Origin of the sequence: Pseudomonas algeriensis (assembly GCF_048847255.1) — a bacterium.
Lineage (GTDB): Bacteria > Pseudomonadota > Gammaproteobacteria > Pseudomonadales > Pseudomonadaceae > Aquipseudomonas.
The window spans coordinates 44,373-61,682 of record NZ_JBKKRK010000012.1 but is presented as its reverse complement, the minus strand read 5'-3'; the positions used below and the strand labels follow the sequence as shown (position 1 = coordinate 61,682).

Annotated in this window: 14 protein-coding genes; 10 read left to right on the top strand and 4 right to left on the bottom strand. The window is 61.5% G+C overall.

What is annotated here, in order from left to right:
* Positions 1-12 precede the first annotated feature (12 nt).
* Genes ACLK1G_RS18125 through ACLK1G_RS18115 form a run of 3 tightly spaced genes read left to right on the top strand, consistent with a single transcriptional unit; the run spans position 13 to position 2,383 of the window.
* Positions 13-765 carry a 5-oxoprolinase subunit PxpA gene (locus tag ACLK1G_RS18125; protein WP_420766677.1) on the top strand — a complete coding sequence of 251 codons (753 nt, stop codon included), beginning with the start codon at positions 13-15 and terminating at the stop codon, positions 763-765.
* Positions 762-1,466, top strand: a complete 705-nt coding sequence (pxpB, locus tag ACLK1G_RS18120) for a 5-oxoprolinase subunit PxpB (RefSeq protein ID WP_420766676.1) — start codon at positions 762-764, stop codon at positions 1,464-1,466. The genes ACLK1G_RS18125 and pxpB overlap by 4 nt, the downstream gene beginning before the upstream one ends.
* Positions 1,463-2,383: a 5-oxoprolinase subunit C family protein gene (locus ACLK1G_RS18115; RefSeq protein WP_420766675.1), complete on the top strand. Its 921-nt coding sequence runs from the start codon at positions 1,463-1,465 to the stop codon at positions 2,381-2,383. The genes pxpB and ACLK1G_RS18115 overlap by 4 nt, the downstream gene beginning before the upstream one ends.
* A 119-nt stretch (positions 2,384-2,502) precedes the next feature.
* Here ACLK1G_RS18115 and ACLK1G_RS18110 read toward each other — a convergent pair whose 3' ends face one another.
* Positions 2,503-3,681: a vWA domain-containing protein gene (locus ACLK1G_RS18110; RefSeq protein ID WP_003198888.1), complete on the bottom strand. Its 1,179-nt coding sequence runs from the start codon at positions 3,679-3,681 to the stop codon at positions 2,503-2,505.
* A 34-nt stretch (positions 3,682-3,715) separates the two neighbouring features.
* A complete protein-coding gene (locus tag ACLK1G_RS18105; RefSeq protein WP_053143593.1) occupies positions 3,716-4,561 on the bottom strand; it encodes an AAA family ATPase in 846 nt (281 codons plus the stop codon).
* A gap of 198 nt (positions 4,562-4,759) precedes the next feature.
* Here ACLK1G_RS18105 and ACLK1G_RS18100 point away from each other — a divergent pair, with 198 nt between their 5' ends.
* Positions 4,760-4,990, top strand: coding sequence for a DUF4160 domain-containing protein (locus ACLK1G_RS18100; RefSeq protein WP_420766767.1), 231 nt, complete (start codon positions 4,760-4,762; stop codon positions 4,988-4,990).
* A complete protein-coding gene (locus tag ACLK1G_RS18095) occupies positions 4,978-5,475 on the top strand; it encodes a DUF2442 domain-containing protein (RefSeq protein ID WP_420766674.1) in 498 nt (165 codons plus the stop codon). Before ACLK1G_RS18100 ends, ACLK1G_RS18095 begins: the two co-directional genes overlap by 13 nt.
* On the opposite strand, the gene ACLK1G_RS18090 is transcribed toward ACLK1G_RS18095, so the two are convergent.
* Positions 5,472-6,548 carry a DUF748 domain-containing protein gene (locus ACLK1G_RS18090; RefSeq protein ID WP_420766673.1) on the bottom strand — a complete coding sequence of 359 codons (1,077 nt, stop codon included), beginning with the start codon at positions 6,546-6,548 and terminating at the stop codon, positions 5,472-5,474. The genes ACLK1G_RS18095 and ACLK1G_RS18090 overlap by 4 nt on opposite strands.
* Before the next feature lie 126 nt (positions 6,549-6,674).
* On the opposite strand from ACLK1G_RS18090, the gene cysK reads away from it, so the two are divergent.
* The 3 genes from cysK (at position 6,675) to ACLK1G_RS18075 (ending at position 10,140) form a co-directional block, all read left to right on the top strand.
* Positions 6,675-7,649: a cysteine synthase A gene (cysK, locus tag ACLK1G_RS18085; protein WP_420766672.1), complete on the top strand. Its 975-nt coding sequence runs from the start codon at positions 6,675-6,677 to the stop codon at positions 7,647-7,649.
* 354 nt (positions 7,650-8,003) lie between these two features.
* Positions 8,004-8,942 carry an aspartyl/asparaginyl beta-hydroxylase domain-containing protein gene (locus ACLK1G_RS18080; RefSeq protein ID WP_420766671.1) on the top strand — a complete coding sequence of 313 codons (939 nt, stop codon included), beginning with the start codon at positions 8,004-8,006 and terminating at the stop codon, positions 8,940-8,942.
* A gap of 334 nt (positions 8,943-9,276) precedes the next feature.
* Entirely contained in the window at positions 9,277-10,140 is an 864-nt protein-coding gene (locus ACLK1G_RS18075; RefSeq protein ID WP_420766670.1) for a DMT family transporter, read from the top strand.
* 114 nt (positions 10,141-10,254) lie between these two features.
* Here the strand turns inward: ACLK1G_RS18075 and ACLK1G_RS18070 are convergent, their stop codons facing one another.
* Entirely contained in the window at positions 10,255-11,163 is a 909-nt protein-coding gene (locus ACLK1G_RS18070) for a DMT family transporter (protein ID WP_420766669.1), read from the bottom strand.
* 130 nt (positions 11,164-11,293) lie between these two features.
* Here ACLK1G_RS18070 and aceK point away from each other — a divergent pair, with 130 nt between their 5' ends.
* Together aceK and hrpA are read left to right on the top strand one after the other, a co-directional pair.
* Positions 11,294-13,015 carry a bifunctional isocitrate dehydrogenase kinase/phosphatase gene (gene aceK / locus ACLK1G_RS18065; protein WP_420766668.1) on the top strand — a complete coding sequence of 574 codons (1,722 nt, stop codon included), beginning with the start codon at positions 11,294-11,296 and terminating at the stop codon, positions 13,013-13,015.
* 210 nt (positions 13,016-13,225) lie between these two features.
* Complete coding sequence (hrpA, locus tag ACLK1G_RS18060) at positions 13,226-17,137, top strand: ATP-dependent RNA helicase HrpA (protein WP_420766667.1); 3,912 nt, start codon at positions 13,226-13,228, stop codon at positions 17,135-17,137.
* Positions 17,138-17,310: the final 173 nt, after the last annotated feature.

Below are 17,310 nucleotides of genomic sequence, written 5' to 3'. Positions count from 1 at the left end.
GGAGCGTTCACTGTGAACCGCCTGCTATTGAATTGCGACATAGGCGAAAGTTTCGGCAGTTGGACCATGGGTCTGGATGCCGAGGTGATGCCCTTCATCGATTGCGCCAACATCGCCTGCGGTTTCCATGCCGGCGACCCGAGCATCATGCGCAAGACCGTCGGTCTCGCCCTGAGCCACGGCGTGCGCATAGGCGCCCACCCGGCCTATCAGGACCTGGCGGGCTTCGGCCGGCGTTCCATGGCTTATGGCGCCCAGGAACTGCAGGACTTGCTGCATTATCAGATCGGCGCGCTGGACGGCATTTGCCGGGCCCAGGGCGGGCAGGTCAGCTACGTCAAGCCCCACGGCGCGATGTACAACGACATGATGGCCAACCCGGCGCAACTGCGCGCCGTCATCCAGACCGTTGCCGCTTATGATCGCGGGTTGCCGTTGATGCTCATGGCGACCCGGGACAACAGCGCCGCCCAGGCCCTGGGCGATGAGTATGGCCTGACGCTGTGGTTCGAAGCCTTCGCCGATCGTGCTTATGACAGTGCCGGCCGCCTGGTTTCGCGGCAAACGCCGGGCGCGGTGCATCACGACCCCGAGGTCATCATCGCGCAGGCCCTGACAATTGCTCGTGGCGATCCGTTGACGGCCAGCGATGGCAGCGCCCTGAACCTGCACGCCACTACGTTGTGCGTGCATGGCGACAACGCCAGTTCGGTTGCCGCTGTGCAACGCATCCGTGAAGCCCTGGACCGGCAGAGCGCGCCATGAAACCACGCTTGGAAGTGGTGGCGGTGGACTGCCTGATGGTGCGCCTGTTCGACGAAATCGCAGAGGCCAACATGCCTTGGATGCTGGCCGCCAGCGAGCGCCTGCGAGCGGTGTTTGCCGAGCGTTTGATCGACCTGGTGCCGTCCTATACCACGTTGATGGTCCATTACGATTTGCTCGTCCTGAACCCGGTCCAGGCCCGCGAATTGATCGACGAGGCATTGCATAACCTTTCACCGGACGCCCGATCCGCCGGTCAATGCCACGTGCTGCCGGTGTGGTACGACGCTACCGTCGGGCCGGAGTTGGGCCTGCTGGCGAGTCGCAGTGGGCTGACGGTGGAGCAGGTGATCCGGCGCCACAGCGAGCGCGAATACCAGGTATTCGCCCTGGGCTTCGCACCGGGGTTCGCCTTCATGGGGCTGGTGGACGAAGCACTGGCCGCCCCGCGCCTCGACACCCCGCGCAAACGGGTCGCGGCGGGCAGTGTCGGCATTGCCGAACGGCAGACCGCAGCGTATCCGGCGGTGTCGCCCGGCGGCTGGAACCTGATCGGGCGCACCCCGGCCAAGCTGTTTGATCGTGAGCGCGACGGCTACAGCCTGATGCAGCCGGGGGACACGGTGCGTTTCGCCGCCGTGGACCACGCCGAATTCATCGCCCTGGGTGGCGACGACACACCGTTGGAGGCCCAGGCATGAGTCGGTTGTTGATCGAAGCCAGCACGCCGCTGTGCCTGTTGCAGGACACCGGCCGCTTCGGCGTGAGGCACTTGGGCGTGACCCAGGGCGGCGCGGCGGATTGGTTGTCGATGGCGTGGGCCAACTGGATGCTCGGCAATGATCTCGACGCGGCGGTGGTGGAGATTGCCCTCGGCGGCTTCACCGTGGTGGCTGAAGAGGATTGTGTGCTGGCCCTGGCCGGAGCGGACCTGGGTGCGCGGATAGACGGCCAGGGCGTGGCGTCGTGGCGCTTTTTCAGCTTGCGCAAGGGCCAGGTGCTGGCGCTGACCCAGCCCGTGCTCGGTGCCCGGGCCTACCTGGCGGCGCCTGGCGGGTTCGATGCACCGCAAGTCCTGGGCAGCCGTTCGACCGTCGTGCGTGAAGAACTCGGTGGCCTGGATGGGCGAGGGCGGGCCCTGAATCGTGGGGCGCGCTTGAGCTATTCAGGCTCGGCGACGCCTCGGCCCATGCCGCACACGCGGATTCCGGATTTCCAGCAGGTGCAGCCGCTGGATCTGATCCTGGGTGCGCAGAATGGCGAGTTCAGCGGACGGAGCCTGTTCGATGCGTTCAACAGCCCGTGGACGCTGGACAGCCGCGCCGACCGCATGGGCATGCGTTTGCTGGGGACTGCGCTGGAGTATCAGGGGCCGGCGATGATCTCGGAGGGCATTCCCCTCGGTGCCGTGCAGGTACCGCCGGACGGCCAGCCGATCGTGTTGCTCAATGATCGGCAAACCATCGGCGGTTACCCACGCCTGGGTGCGTTGACGCCGCTGTCCCTGGCGCGGTTGGCGCAATGCCTGCCGGGAACTCAGGTGCGGTTGCGTCCGGTGGTGCAGGAAGTTGCGCATCGGCAGCAGGTTGAGTGTTTGCAGGGGCTATTAAATCGCTAAAAGCTTCGTCGGATCGCCGCCCGGAGCAGGCTCGCTCCCACACTGGATCTTCGTCGTATACAAGACCCCTGTGGGAGCGAGCCTGCTCGCGAAGAGGCCCTGAAAGGCACCAAAGAACTTTACTTGGAAAGAAACCGCATCCCTTCCTCCAGCCCCCGCAAGGTCAGCGGATACATCCGGTCTTCCACCAGCTCGCGCACGATGTTGGTCGAGGCGGTATAACCCCAGGTGTCTTTGGGGTAGGGATTGATCCAGATGAGCTTCTTGTACTTCTCCATGAAGCGCTGCATCCACACGTAACCGGCTTCTTCGTTCCAGTGCTCGACGCTGCCGCCGGCCTGAGTGATTTCATAGGGCGCCATGGCGGCGTCGCCGATGAAGATCACTTTGTAGTCGGCGCCATACTTGTGCAACAAATCCTGAGTCGACGTGCGCTCCGAGGTACGGCGCAGGTTGTTCTTCCATACCGATTCATACACAAAGTTATGGAAGTAGAAGTATTCCAGGTGCTTGAACTCGGTCTTGCAGGCCGAGAACAACTCTTCGCAGATCTTCACGTGGGCGTCCATCGAACCGCCGATATCGAACAGCAACAGGAGCTTGACGGTATTGCGTCGCTCCGGGCGCATCTGGATATTCAGCAGGCCGGCATCCCGGGCGGTGTGGTCGATGGTGCCGTCGATGTCCAGCTCTTCCGCCGCGCCCTGACGGGCAAACTTGCGCAGGCGGCGCAGGGCGATCTTGATGTTGCGGGTGCCCAGTTCGACCTGGTCGTCGAGGTTCTTGTATTCGCGCTGGTCCCAGACCTTGACGGCCTTGCCCTGGCGCTTGCCGGCATCGCCGACGCGAATGCCTTCGGGGTTGAAGCCGCCGGAACCGAACGGGCTGGTGCCGCCAGTGCCGATCCACTTGTTGCCGCCGGCATGGCGTTCCTTTTGTTCTTCCAGGCGCTTCTTGAATTCTTCAATCAGCTTGTCCAGGCCGCCCAGGGATTGGATCTGCGCCCGTTCCTCGTCGGTCAACGAGCGTTCGAATTCCTTGCGCAGCCAGTCTTCGGGAATCAGCGCCTGGAGGTGATCGTCGAGTTTCTCCAGGCCATTGAAATACGCGGCGAACGCCCGGTCGAACTTGTCGAAATGCCGCTCGTCCTTCACCAGGATGGCCCGGGACAGGTAATAGAACTCATCCATGTCCGCAAAGATCACCCGCTGTTTCAGCGCGTTGATCAGGTCCAGCAGTTCTCGCACCGACACGGGCACCTTGGCGGCGCGCATCTCATTGAACAGGTTAAGCAGCATGGCAATCGCCCTCGCTCTTGTTGGACGAAGAGGATCAGCGAGTGCCGCGACGGCTCATGAACGCCAGGCGCTCAAGCAATTGCACGTCCTGTTCGTTCTTGACCAAGGCGCCGGCCAGCGGCGGAATGGCCTTGGTCGGATCACGCTCGCGCAGCACCGCTTCGCCGATGTTGTCGGCCATCAGCAGCTTGAGCCAATCCACCAACTCGGAGGTGGAAGGCTTTTTCTTCAGGCCCGGGACTTTGCGCACATCGAAAAACACGTCCAGCGCTTCGCTGACCAGGTCCTTCTTGATATCCGGGTAATGCACGTCGACGATTTTCTGCAGGGTGGCGCGGTCGGGAAATGCGATGTAGTGGAAGAAGCAGCGACGCAGGAAGGCGTCCGGCAGTTCCTTTTCGTTGTTGGAGGTAATGATGATGATCGGGCGCTGCTTGGCCTTGATGGTTTCGTCGGTCTCGTAGACGTAGAACTCCATCTTGTCGAGCTCTTGCAGCAGGTCGTTGGGGAACTCGATGTCGGCCTTGTCGATCTCGTCGATCAGCAGGATCACCCGTTCTTCGGACTCGAAGGCTTCCCAGAGCTTGCCCTTCTTCAAGTAATTGCGCACGTCGTGGACCTTGTCCACGCCCAACTGCGAGTCCCGCAGGCGGCTGACCGCATCGTACTCGTACAGGCCCTGGTGGGCCTTGGTGGTGGACTTGATGTGCCAGGTGATCAGGCGCGCGCCGAAGGACTCCGCCAGTTGTTCGGCGAGCATGGTCTTGCCAGTGCCCGGTTCGCCCTTGACCAACAGCGGCCGCTCCAGGGTGATGGCGGCGTTGACGGCCAGTTTCAGGTCATCGGTGGCCACGTAGGCGCTGGTGCCTTCGAACTTCATCTGCAATTCCTCGAACGTGTCGCCGGCCCGGCGAGGCGGGGCGCGCGAAATAAATGTCGTGCCCGACTATACCGCGAGGCCCCGCCGACTGTGAACGCAGACGCTGTATTCAGTCTCTGAATGGAGCGTCACATGTTGACTCAGTCTCGGCGTCTTGCCAGCATTGCGTATCGCCAATTTGGCGATACATTGGATGGCATGTCTACTAAATATCGATTCAGAGATACCTATCGCATTCAGTTGCGGGAAAGAGATCATCCTCCGCCCCATGTCCACCTCACGGGTGGCGGGGTGGATGTGGTCCTGAGCCTGGACACCGTCCAAGTCATGATGGGCCGGGCGCCGCCATTGATCATCAAGGAAGCGCTGGACTGGGTCAGGGCTCATCAGGCGCAACTGCTGGAGGATTGGCAACGATGCTACCCATGAAACGGCCGCGGCTATTGGCCGTGCAGCCTGTATTGCCGCTCAGCCTGGACCTTACGTTCATCGACGGCCAGCAACTGAGGCTGGACTTGAGCGCCGATGTACGACGTTATCCCGGCTTGCAGCCTTTGCTTGAGGACGGAGCGTTTGCGGACGCAACCCTGGGCGACGACGGCTGGAGCGTGGAATGGCCGGCGCTGGATATCCAGATCGGTGCCGATACCTTGTACCTGGACGCACTGGCGCAGAACGCCGTGGACGAAAATACCCGCATCTTCATCGGTTGGCGTGCCCGCACCGGCCTGCCGCTGTACCAGGCGGCTCAAGCATTGGGGGTCAGTACTCGCAGCATCAGCCGCTACAGCAGTGGTCGTGAGGCTGTGCCGCGTTCGCTGGCCCTGGCGTGTCTTGGCTGGGACTCGTTGCAACGGGGCGAGGCCAGCGTGGCGGAGTCGACCGGTCGATACACCGTCACGCGCAAGCCTTAGTCGGGCGAAGGCGGTGGCTGTTCATAACGGGCATTGAAGGCCTGTACGAAACCGTTGCGCAGGATTTGCAGGAAGGCTTCGAAGGCACTGATGTTCTGCTGATGCACGTTGCCACTCAGCTCCACCCGCGTGGCGAACTGGTTCTTGCTCTGATTTTTCAGGGCCGTTTCGCCCGTGCCGACCAAGGCTTCCCAGACCGAGCGGAAGATGTTCTTTTTCTCGTTCTCCACGTCCTGCTGCCAATCGAACACGTCGACGTCGCGAAGCAGCGGCTTGATGTAGCCGCTGAGCCGAGCATTGTCAGCTTCGGCTTCGACCACCAGATCGCCGTGACCGGCATTGAAGTCGAATTTCCCATAGGCCGCGGCAAAGTCGTTCAGGCGTTTCAACTCGATGTTTCTGGCCCGCAGACGGAAGTCGAAGTCCTCGAAATTGCTCAAGGGATCGAAGGTCGCTTGCACCTCCAGGGGCGCGTGTTCGGCCACCAGGGCCTTGCCCTCGAACCGGGCGTCGCGCTTGCCTTCGGTGTCGACCACGTTGGTCAGGTTATAGAAGCTGGCGTTGACCTCTGTGGCCCGCAGGTTGACCGGTGGCTTGGAGTTGAAATTGCGAAATGTGACCTTGCCATCCCGCAGGCGCACTTCGTTGAAGGTGATAGGCAGCAGTTTGCTCAACTGCTCGCGCCAGTTGGTGCCCTGACCGGTCTGTGAGTTCTGCCGGTCGGCCCCGCCGTCGACGAAGTTGACTTCGGGACGGGCAAATTCCACTTCGGCCACCACCGCATGGTCATACCACAGCGAGTGCCAGCTCACGGACAGGTCGACCACCGGAGCATCGACGAATGGCACCGGCACCTTGCCGTCGACCTTGACGATCTTCAAGCCATTGATCCGGTAGGCTCCACGCCAGAGGGCCAGGTCGACATCGACGACCTGGCCGCGGTAATCACCCATGTCCGCCAGTTTGTCGTTGAGGTAGTTGCGCACCAGGTAAGGCAATGCGAAATGCAGGGCCACCAACAGCGCAACGATGGCGACGAAGGCCCACAGTGGCCAGCTGTATCGACGCTTCATGACAGTAGTCTCCGTTGTTAAAGCCATTGACTCTTGTAACAACGGGAACGTTCGGTGCAACTGGACGCCTTTGGGCAACAGGCTTACCTTTAAGCGCTAAATTCCCTCTGCATTAAGGACCCGGTCATGAGTCGTATATACGCTGACAACGCCCATTCCATTGGCAATACGCCACTGGTGCAGATCAATCGCATCGCCCCGCGCGGCGTGACCATCCTGGCCAAGATCGAAGGGCGCAACCCGGGGTATTCGGTCAAGTGCCGGATAGGCGCGAACATGATCTGGGACGCCGAAAGCTGCGGCAAACTCAAGCCTGGCATGACCATCGTCGAACCGACTTCGGGCAACACCGGCATCGGCCTGGCATTCGTGGCCGCCGCCCGTGGCTATAAATTGATGCTGACCATGCCGGCGTCCATGAGCATCGAGCGGCGCAAGGTGCTCAAGGCCCTGGGGGCGGAACTGGTGCTCACCGAGCCGGCCAAGGGCATGAAAGGTGCCATCGAGAAAGCCGCCGAGATCATGGCCAGCGACCCCTCGAAATACTTCATGCCGCAGCAGTTCGAAAATCCGGCCAACCCGGCGATCCACGAGAAAACCACCGGCCCGGAAATCTGGAACGACACCGATGGCGCGGTGGACGTTCTGGTCGCGGGCGTCGGGACGGGCGGAACCATTACCGGTGTCTCGCGGTATATCAAGAATACGTGCGGCAAACCGATCCTGTCGGTGGCGGTAGAGCCCGAGGCTTCCCCGGTGATCACCCAGGTGATGGCGGGGCAGGAAATCAAGCCCAGCCCCCACAAGATCCAGGGTATCGGCGCGGGCTTCGTGCCGAAGAACCTCGATCTGTCGATCGTCGATCAGGTGGAGCGGGTGACCGATGACGAGTCCAAGGCCATGGCCCTGCGCTTGATGCAGGAAGAGGGAATTCTCTGCGGCATCTCTTGCGGCGCGGCGATGGCCGTGGCGGCACGCCTGGCGGAAAAGCCGGAAATGCAGGGCAAGACCATCGTGGTAATCCTGCCGGATTCGGGCGAACGATACCTGTCGAGCATGTTGTTCAGTGACTTGTTTACCGAGCAGGAGACCCAGCAGTAAACCTCTGTGCAATGGCGAAATAGCTTTCTGTGGAGGGGAAGCTTGATCCATGTGGCGAGGGAGCTTGTTCCCGCTGGCGTGCGAAGCGCGCCCCGGCGATCCTTGCGGTTGGAGGCGACTGCTGCGCAGTCGAGCGGGAGCAAGCTCCCTCGCCACGAAAAGGAGTCACGTTTGAGAGTGCGTCAGCCAAGGTTCAGGCGACGCATGGTAACAAGGGCTTTGTTGCATTTTTCTCAACAGTGAATGTCGCCTCCGGCGATGTTTAACCTGGACAGGGATATTTAACATGGCCGGCCGCCGCGTCGGGCAGATGGCGTAGCGCAAGTTGCATTTAAACAAGGAGTTGAAAAAGAAATGACCGTTTCGTTTGTCGCGAAGGCTTCGGTATTGCTGCTGTTTTTGGGCAGCACGCTTTACGTGCATTTACGTGGCAAGGCGCGTTTGCCTGTCCTGCGCCAGTTCGTCAACCACTCGGCATTCTTCGCGCCCTATAACGCCCTGATGTACTTGTTCTCCAGCGTGCCGTCCAAACCTTATCTGGATCGCAGCAAGTTCCCAGAGCTGGACGTGCTCAAGGAAAACTGGCAGGTGATCCGCGACGAAGCCATGCGCCTGTTCGACGAGGGTTATATTCGCGCCGCCGAGAAGAACAACGATGCCGGCTTCGGCTCTTTCTTCAAGAAGGGCTGGAAGCGCTTCTATCTCAAGTGGTATGACAAGCCGCTGCCCTCGGCGAAGCAGCTCTGCCCAAGGACCGTTGAGCTGGTCAATCGAATTCCCAACGTTCGGGGCGCGATGTTTGCCCTGCTGCCGGGCGACAGTCACCTGAACCCCCATCGCGATCCGTTCGCTGGGTCCCTGCGCTATCACCTCGGGTTGTCCACGCCCAACTCCGATGATTGCCGGATCTTCGTAGACGGACAAATCTACGCCTGGCGCGACGGTGAAGACGTCATGTTCGACGAAACCTACGTGCACTGGGTCAAGAACGAAACGCCGCAGACCCGCGTTATCCTGTTCTGCGATGTCGAGCGTCCACTTAAAAACCCGCTGATGACTCGTCTCAATCGCGCTATCAGTGCATTCCTTGGCCGCGCTACCGCGCCGCAGAACCTCGACGACGAACGCGTCGGCGGTATCAACCGGGCCTACGCCTGGAGCAAGTCGTTCAGTGACGGCATCAGCGGTAGGGTCAAGCAATTCAAGCGCAAGCACCCCAAGGCGTATCGGGTGATGCGGCCGGTGCTGGCCGTGGCTGTGCTGACGGCGCTCGGCTACTGGTTGTTTGTTTAAACATTGCGTTACATGTCGAGCGCTGGTTATAGTCAGCGCTCGGTTTTCGAACCCACCCTCCAAGAGATCGGCTCATGCCTTCATTCCCAGTCACCGCGGTCGTGGTCCCAGCGTTCAACGCTGGCGTCGTGCCGTGCGGGAAAAGGTCGCCTGAGCAGATCGGTCAATACCCTCCACCTGTCAGTCGCTCACCGGTATACGCCTGCGTATCACCGCCGGGTGTTGGCGTTCAGGGCTGATCGGCAACGGTTGCCGTTCCCTGCGCCCGCCTGAAAAAACGACTGGATTTCAGCTTCGGCTGAGTTGGCTTTTTGCCTGACTACAGGTGGTTTTCATGTTTTCCTTTTCCAAAAACGCCTTATTGGCGACGGCTTCGACGAGCCTGTTCGTTCTGTTGTGGAGCAGCGGGGCGATCTTCTCCAAATTGGGCCTGGCCCACGCGTCACCTTTCGCCTTCCTGCTGATCCGCTTCGCCATCGCGTTGTGCGCATTGGTGCTGTTGATCCCCATGTTGAAGTTCAAGCTGCCCGGCACCGGCAAGCCGATGCTGTACGCGGCGGCGACGGGACTGGTGCTGTTGGGCGCCTATCAGATTTTCTATCTGCTGGCGCTGCAACTGAACGTCACCCCTGGAGTAATGGCGACGCTCATGGGCGTGCAGCCGATCCTTACCGTGGTGCTCATGGAGCGTCAGCGTTGCTGGCAGCGCATGTTCGGCCTGGCGCTGGGGCTGGTGGGGTTGGTGATGGTGGTTTACCAAGGCATTGGCCTGGCCGGCATGTCCCTGGCGGGCATGCTGTGCGGGTTGCTGGCGCTGGTGAGCATGACGGCGGGCTCCATCATGCAGAAGCGCATCACCGACAACCCACTGGGCACGCTGCCGGTGCAGTACCTGGCCGGGCTGGTGTTGTGCTCGGTGTTCGTGCCGTTCCAACCCTTCCACTTCGAGCGCAGCGCGGGTTTCATCGTGCCGGTGTTGTGGATGGGGCTGGTGGTGTCGGTGTTGGCGACGTTGCTGCTGTACCGGCTGATTGCCCGGGGCAATCTGGTCAACGTCACCAGCCTGTTCTACCTGGTGCCGGCGGTGACGGCGATCATGGACTACCTGGTGTTCGGCAACCGGTTGGCGTTGTTGAGCTTGCTGGGGATGGGGTTGATCATCGTGGGTTTGGTGTTTGTGTTTCGTAAAAGTCGCTAGCTGATCGCTGGCAGTTCCACCGCTATCGCGAGCAAGCTCGCTCCCACAAAAGGCTGCGCATAACCCTGTGGGAGCGAGCTTGCTCGCGATGGCCTACTCCGCTACACCGATGAATTACCGGGCAGACGCTCCAACCGGCTTGACCACCCCAGGCTTCAACACCAACCACAACGCCGCCGCAATCAACACCCCGCCATACACATGGGCCATGCCCAGTGGCTCATCCAGCAGCAATGCGCCCCACAGCACGCCGAACGGCGGGATCAGAAAGGTCGTTGTCATGGATTTGACTGGGCCAATGGAGCTGAGCAAGCGGAAATAAAGAATGTACGCCAGCGCCGTACACACCAGGCCCAGGCCCAGCAGCGACAGCCATACGCTCCAGCCGCCCCAGCTGGCCGGTGGTTGGGTGATCACGCTGTAGCCAAACAGCGGCAACAGGAAGATCGTGGCGCCGAACATGCTGCCAAGGGCGGACAAGCGGCTGTCCAGCCCGCCTTGATGATCGAGCCAGCGCCGGGTCAGAAAACCGGCAAAGCCATAGCAGGTCGTGGCGAGCAGGCAGGCGAGGGCGCCCATCAACAGTTGCTGGTCGAACGCCACCGGACCTGCGCGGGTGAGGATCGCGACGCCCATCAGGCCGAGAAAAACCCCGCTGACCTTGGCCGCCGTGAGTGGCTCACGGAAAAACAATCCACCGATCAGCACGCCCATCAGCGGCGTCGTCGCGTTGAAGATCGCCGAGTAGCCCGCCGGCAACACTTGGGCCGCCAGGGAGTAGAACGTTGCGGGAATGCCGGAATTGATCAAGCCCAAAACCATCACGGCTTTTAGCTTGCCGCGAAAATTCCAGTCGACACGCATCAGCGCAAGAATGACCAGCAGGCCGACGAAGGCAATGGAGACGCGAAAGAAAGCCGTGGGAATCGTGCCGATGACCGGAGCGATAATGCGCATGAACAAGAAGCTCGCGCCCCAGATGGCGGCCAGTGACAGCAAGCGCAGGATATCGACGAGGTTCACGGGTGCATCCTTCCTTGATCGGGTCGCAAGTGTCACCCCGCTAAACACCGATGGCAATGGTTGCGTTGCCCAGGGATTGGCCTCTAAGCTCAGTCGCCAATAACAAGCATGACCCGCCGAGGTTTACCCTATGCCGCAGCCATGGCCCGCGACCGATATCGCCCGTTCGATCCTCGACGGTTTCGACGATTATCGTGAGCATTTCCGGCAGATCACCGACGGCGCCCGCGCCCGGTTCGAGCAGGCGCAATGGTTGGAGGCGCAGGCGGCCTCGGCGGCGCGCATCAATCTATATGAAGAAAAAGTCTTCGAAACCGTCGCCCGGTTGCGCCAGGCCTTTAGCGCCGAGGCATTGATGGACGTCGGTTGCTGGCCATTGGTGAAGAGCGCCTATATCAGCCTGATCGACCTGCGCTTCGACGATGAATTGTCGGAGACCTGGTACAACTCGATCTTCTGCGGCCTGTTCAGCCATGATCTGATCAGTGACGGCACCATGTTCATCCACACGACCCGGCCGAGCCTGCGTCGTGCTCGCGCGGCACAGACCCGCACCTATAAACCCGAAGGGCAACTGGACAAAATGCTCGCGGCGATCTTTGCCGATTATCGCTTCAGTGAAGAGTACGCCGACCTGCCCGGCGACCTGCGACGTCTCGAAAGCCAGCTACGCGAAAACCTGCCGGATTGGGTCTGCAAGGACCCGGAACTGACGGTCGAACTGTTTTCCTCGGTGCTCTATCGCAACAAGGGCGCCTACCTGGTGGGCCGCATCTACACCCATGACGATCAGTGGCCCCTGGTGATCCCGTTGCTGCACCGCGAAGGCCGGGGTATCCAGATCGACGCGCTGATCACCGACGAGGCGCAGGTGTCGATCATCTTCTCGTTCACCCGTTCGTACTTCATGGTGGACGTGCCGGTGCCGGCGGAATTCATTGGCTTTCTCAAGCGCATCCTGCCGGGCAAGCACATTGCCGAGCTGTACACTTCGATTGGTTTCTACAAGCACGGCAAGTCGGAGTTCTACCGGGCGCTGATCAACCACCTGGCGAACACCGATGACCAGTTCATCATGGCGCCGGGCGTGCGCGGCATGGTCATGAGCGTGTTCACCCTGCCGGGCTTCAACACCGTGTTCAAGATCATCAAGGACCGTTTCTCGCCGTCGAAGAACGTCGACCGGGCCACGGTCATCGAGAAATACCGATTGGTGAAAAGCGTTGACCGGGTCGGGCGCATGGCCGACACCCAGGAGTTCGCCGACTTCCGCTTCCCCCTGAGCAAATTCGAGCCGGCCTGCCTGGAAGAACTGCTGGATGTGGCGCCGTCCACGGTGTCGGTGGAGGGCGACACGGTGTTGATCCGCCACTGCTGGACCGAACGCCGGATGACGCCTCTGAACCTCTACCTGGAAAACGCCAACGAAGCTCAGGTGCGCGAGGCGCTGGAAGATTATGGCCTGGCGATCAAGCAACTGGCGGCCGCCAATATCTTCCCCGGCGACATGCTGCTCAAGAACTTCGGCGTAACCCGCCATGGCCGCGTGGTGTTCTACGATTACGATGAGATCTGCTTTCTCACCGAGGCCAACTTCCGCCATATCCCCCAGCCGCGCACGCCGGAAGATGAGATGGCGTCCGAGCCCTGGTATTCCATCGGCCCGCTGGACGTTTTCCCTGAAGAGTTCCCGCCGTTCCTGTTCGCCGACGCCGGGCAGCGCAAGCTGTTCGACCAGTTGCACGGCGAGTTGTACAACGCTGACTACTGGAAAGGCCTGCAGGACGCGATCCGGGCGGGAAAGGTGATCGATGTGTTCCCGTATCGGCGTAAAGACCTGGACAGCGAATAACCAGCAGGCAAGCAAAAGCCACCTGTGGGGGCGAGCTTGCTCGCGATGACGGTGTGCCAGTTAACATCAACGATTGCTGATCCACCGCTATCGCGAGCAAGCTCTCTCCCACAAGGGGGCGGTGGTGAGGCCACTTCTGGTGTTCGGCGCAATAGCCGCAAATCTGCGACAATCGCCCCCTCGCTCAAACCGACGAACCCTGCGTACCTGATGACTGACCAAACCCCCGCTATCGACAAACTGCTGAAAAACCTCGATCACGCCATGCTCGCCGACCGGCACCGGTTGCGGCGGCAGTTGCTCGAGCTGCGCAAGAAGCCCGACGAGGCCAAGCTGGCCCAGTGGGTAGCGCGGATGCAAGCGTCGTGCGACCTGGTGCTGGCGCGCAAGGCGAGCGTGCCGTCGATTCGCTACGACGACAACTTGCCGATCGCCGCCAAGCGCGACGAGATCAAGGAGGCGCTGCTCAAGCATCAGGTGCTGATCATCGCCGGCGAAACCGGCTCGGGCAAAACCACCCAGTTGCCGAAGATCTGCCTGGAGATCGGCCGTGGCCAGCAGGGTTTGATCGGTCACACCCAGCCACGCCGCATCGCCGCCCGCAGCGTGGCGAGCCGTGTCGCCGAAGAGCTGGCGACCCCCCTGGGGGCGCTGGTGGGTTATCAGGTGCGTTTCGAGGACCAGAGCGACGCCAACACGCTCATCAAGTTGATGACCGATGGCATCCTGCTGGCGGAAACCCAGAACGACCGCTACCTCGAACGCTACGACACGATCATCGTCGACGAAGCCCACGAGCGCAGCCTGAATATCGACTTCCTGCTGGGCTACCTCAAGACCCTGTTGCCGCGTCGCCCCGATCTGAAAGTCATCATTACGTCGGCGACCATCGACCTGGAGCGTTTCTCCAAGCACTTCGATGACGCCCCCATCGTTGAAGTCTCGGGCCGCACCTTCCCGGTGGAAACCTGGTATCGCCCGCTGACCCTTGAGCAAGACGAGGAGGGTAACCGGGTCGAGGATGACTTGACCGTCGACCAGGCGATTCTCGCCACCCTCGACGAAATCGCTGCCTACGAGCGCAGCGAACGGCGCAGCCCCGGCGACGTGCTGGTGTTCCTGCCGGGCGAGCGGGAGATTCGCGACGCCGCGGAAATGCTGCGCAAGGCCCAACTCAAGCACACCGAGATCCTGCCGCTGTACGCGCGCTTGTCGCCGGCCGAACAGCAACGGATCTTCCAGTCCCACCCGGGCCGTCGCGTGGTGCTGGCCACCAACGTCGCCGAAACCTCATTGACCGTGCCGGGTATCCGCTACGTAATCGACAGCGGCACCGCGCGCATCAGCCGCTACAGCTATCGCGCGAAGGTCCAGCGCCTGCCCATCGAAGCCATATCCCAGGCCAGCGCCAACCAGCGCAAAGGCCGTTGCGGGCGGGTCGAGCCGGGGATCTGCGTGCGGTTGTACAGCGAAGATGACTTCATCAGTCGCCCTGAATTCACCGATCCGGAAATCCTGCGCACCAACCTGGCGGCGGTGATCCTGCAGATGCTGCACCTGCGTCTCGGCGAGATCACCGATTTCCCGTTCATCGAGCCGCCGGACGGCAAGGCCATCAGCGACGGATTCAACCTGCTGCAAGAATTGTCGGCGGTGGACCGTAACAGCCAATTGACGCCGTTGGGTCGGCAATTGGCGCGTTTGCCGGTGGACCCGCGCATGGGCCGCATGCTGTTGGAAGCAGCGAAGCTGGGCAGCCTGCAGGAAGTGCTGATTGTCGCCAGCGCCATGTCGATCCAGGATCCGCGCGAGCGTCCGCCCGAGCGCCAACAGGCCGCCGACCAGGCTCACGCCCAATGGAAGGACGCGGATTCGGACTTCGCCGGGCTGGTCAATCTGTGGCGAGGTTTCGAAGAACAGCGCCAGGCCCTGACAGCCAACCCGCTGCGCAACTGGTGCCGCAAGAACTTCCTCAACTACCTGCGCCTGCGCGAATGGCGTGATTCCCACCGCCAGTTGAGCCTGATCTGCCGCGACATGCAGTTGAGCCTCAACAAAGAGCCGGCCGATTATCCGAAACTGCACAAGGCGGTGCTCTCGGGGCTGTTGAGCCAGATCGGCCAGAAAACCGAAGACGGCGATTACCTCGGCGCTCGCCAGCGGCGTTTCTGGGTCCATCCATCGTCAGGCCTGGGCAAGAAGCGTCCGCAGTGGCTGATGACCGCCGAACTGGTGGAAACCACCAAGTTGTACGCGCGCATGGTGGCGAAGATCGAGCCGGACTGGATCGAACCGCTGGCGGGGCACCTGATCAAGAAAAACCACTTCGAGCCCCATTGGGAGAAGAAGCGCGGGCAAGTGGTGGCTTATGAGCAGATCACCTTGTTCGGACTGATCGTCGTTGGTCGTCGGCCCGTTCACTACGGGCCGGTGGACCCGGTGGTGTCCCGTGAATTGTTCATCCGCGAGGCGCTGGTGCGTGGCGAGATCCAGTCCAAGGCCAAGTGCCTGAGCGCCAATACGCGGTTGCTTGAACAACTCGACGAGCTCGAAGCCAAGGCCCGTCGCCGCGACATCCTCGCGGACGAGGAAACGCTGTTCGCCTTCTACGACGCGCGCCTGCCTGCCGAAATTCATCAGACCGCGACGTTTGACAGCTGGTATCGGATCAACAGCCAGAAAGATCCGCAGCTGTTGATCATGCGCGAAGAAGACGTGCTGGCCCGGGAGGCCAGCGAGGTGACGGCCAACCAGTACCCCGACACCTTGCGCGTCGGCGACTTGACGTTGCCGTTAAGCTATCACTTCGAGCCCAACCATCCCCGCGACGGCGTCACGTTGCGTGTACCGGCGCCGCTGCTGCCGATGCTGCCACCTGAGCGCCTGGAATGGCTGGTGCCGGGGATGATCGAAGCCAAGTGCATCGCGCTGGTGCGCAACCTGCCCAAGGCCTTGCGCAAGAACTTCGTGCCGGTGCCGGACTTCGTCAAGGCCGCGTTGCAACGCATCACGTTTGCCGAAGGTTCGTTGCCGCAATCCCTGGGGCGCGAATTGCTGCGCATGACCGGCGCGCGGGTCAGCGATGACGCCTGGGCGGAAGCGGCGCAGCAGGTAGAAAGCCATTTGCGCATGAACCTGGAAATCGTCGATGGCCAGGGCAAGTTCCTCGGTGAAGGCCGCGACCTGGCCGAGCTGACGGCGCGTTTTGCCGAGGCCAGCCAGGCCGCCTTGGCCGTGCCGCAAACAGCCAAGAGCCAGGAACCGGTGGAGGCGAAAGTCTTCGCACCGGTGGCCGAGAAAACCCAGCAGAAGATCGCCGGGTTGTCGATGACGGTGTACCCGGCGTTGGTGGAAGAGGGCGGCGTGGTCAAGGAAGGGCGCTTCCCGACCCCGGCCGAAGCCGAGTTCCAGCACCGTCGTGCCTTGCAGCGTTTGCTCATGCAGCAATTGGCCGAAACGGCGAAATTCCTCCGTGGCAAGCTGCCGGGATTGACGGAGTTGGGCCTGCTCTATCGTGAATTGGGGCGCGTCGACGCTCTGGTGGAAGACATCCTGCTGGCGAGCCTCGACAGCTGCATCCTCGAAGGCGAGCCGAGCCTGCCCCGTGACGGTGCCGCGCTGGCGGCCCTGGCCGAACGCAAGCGCGGCGGCTGGACCGAGCACGCCGAACGCCTGGCGAAGCTGACCCTGGACATCCTCAAGCTCTGGCACGGCCTGCAAAAACGCTTCAAGGGCAAGATCGACCTGGCCCAGGCCGTGGCGCTGAACGACATCAAGCAACAGCTCGGCCACTTGGTGTACCCAGGCTTCGTGCGGGAAACCCCGCATCAATGGCTCAAGGAACTGCCGCGCTATCTCAAGGCTATCGAGCAACGTTTCGAGAAGCTGGGCAGCCAGGTCCAGAAGGACCGGGTCTGGAGCGGCGAGCTCTCCAATCTCTGGGCTCAATACCAGGCCCGCGCCAGCAAACACGCCCAGGAAGGCAAGCGCGACCCGCAACTGGAGCTCTACCGTTGGTGGCTGGAGGAATACCGCGTGTCGCTGTTCGCCCAGCAGTTGGGGACCAAGGTGCCGATTTCCGACAAGCGCCTGGGTAAGCAGTGGGGGTTGGTGGAGGGGTGATCAGACCACCACCTATTCCCTGTGGATTCTTGTCTGGTAAAAGGGAACATGGGCCAAAAGCCAGCGTTTATGGCAAACTTCGCGCCTATAAATACCGGTCCCGTGGTTTTGCGCTTCAAGGTCACGGGCGGATCGGAATAAAGCGATGCCAGGGCTGCTTCCCCCGGATGGGA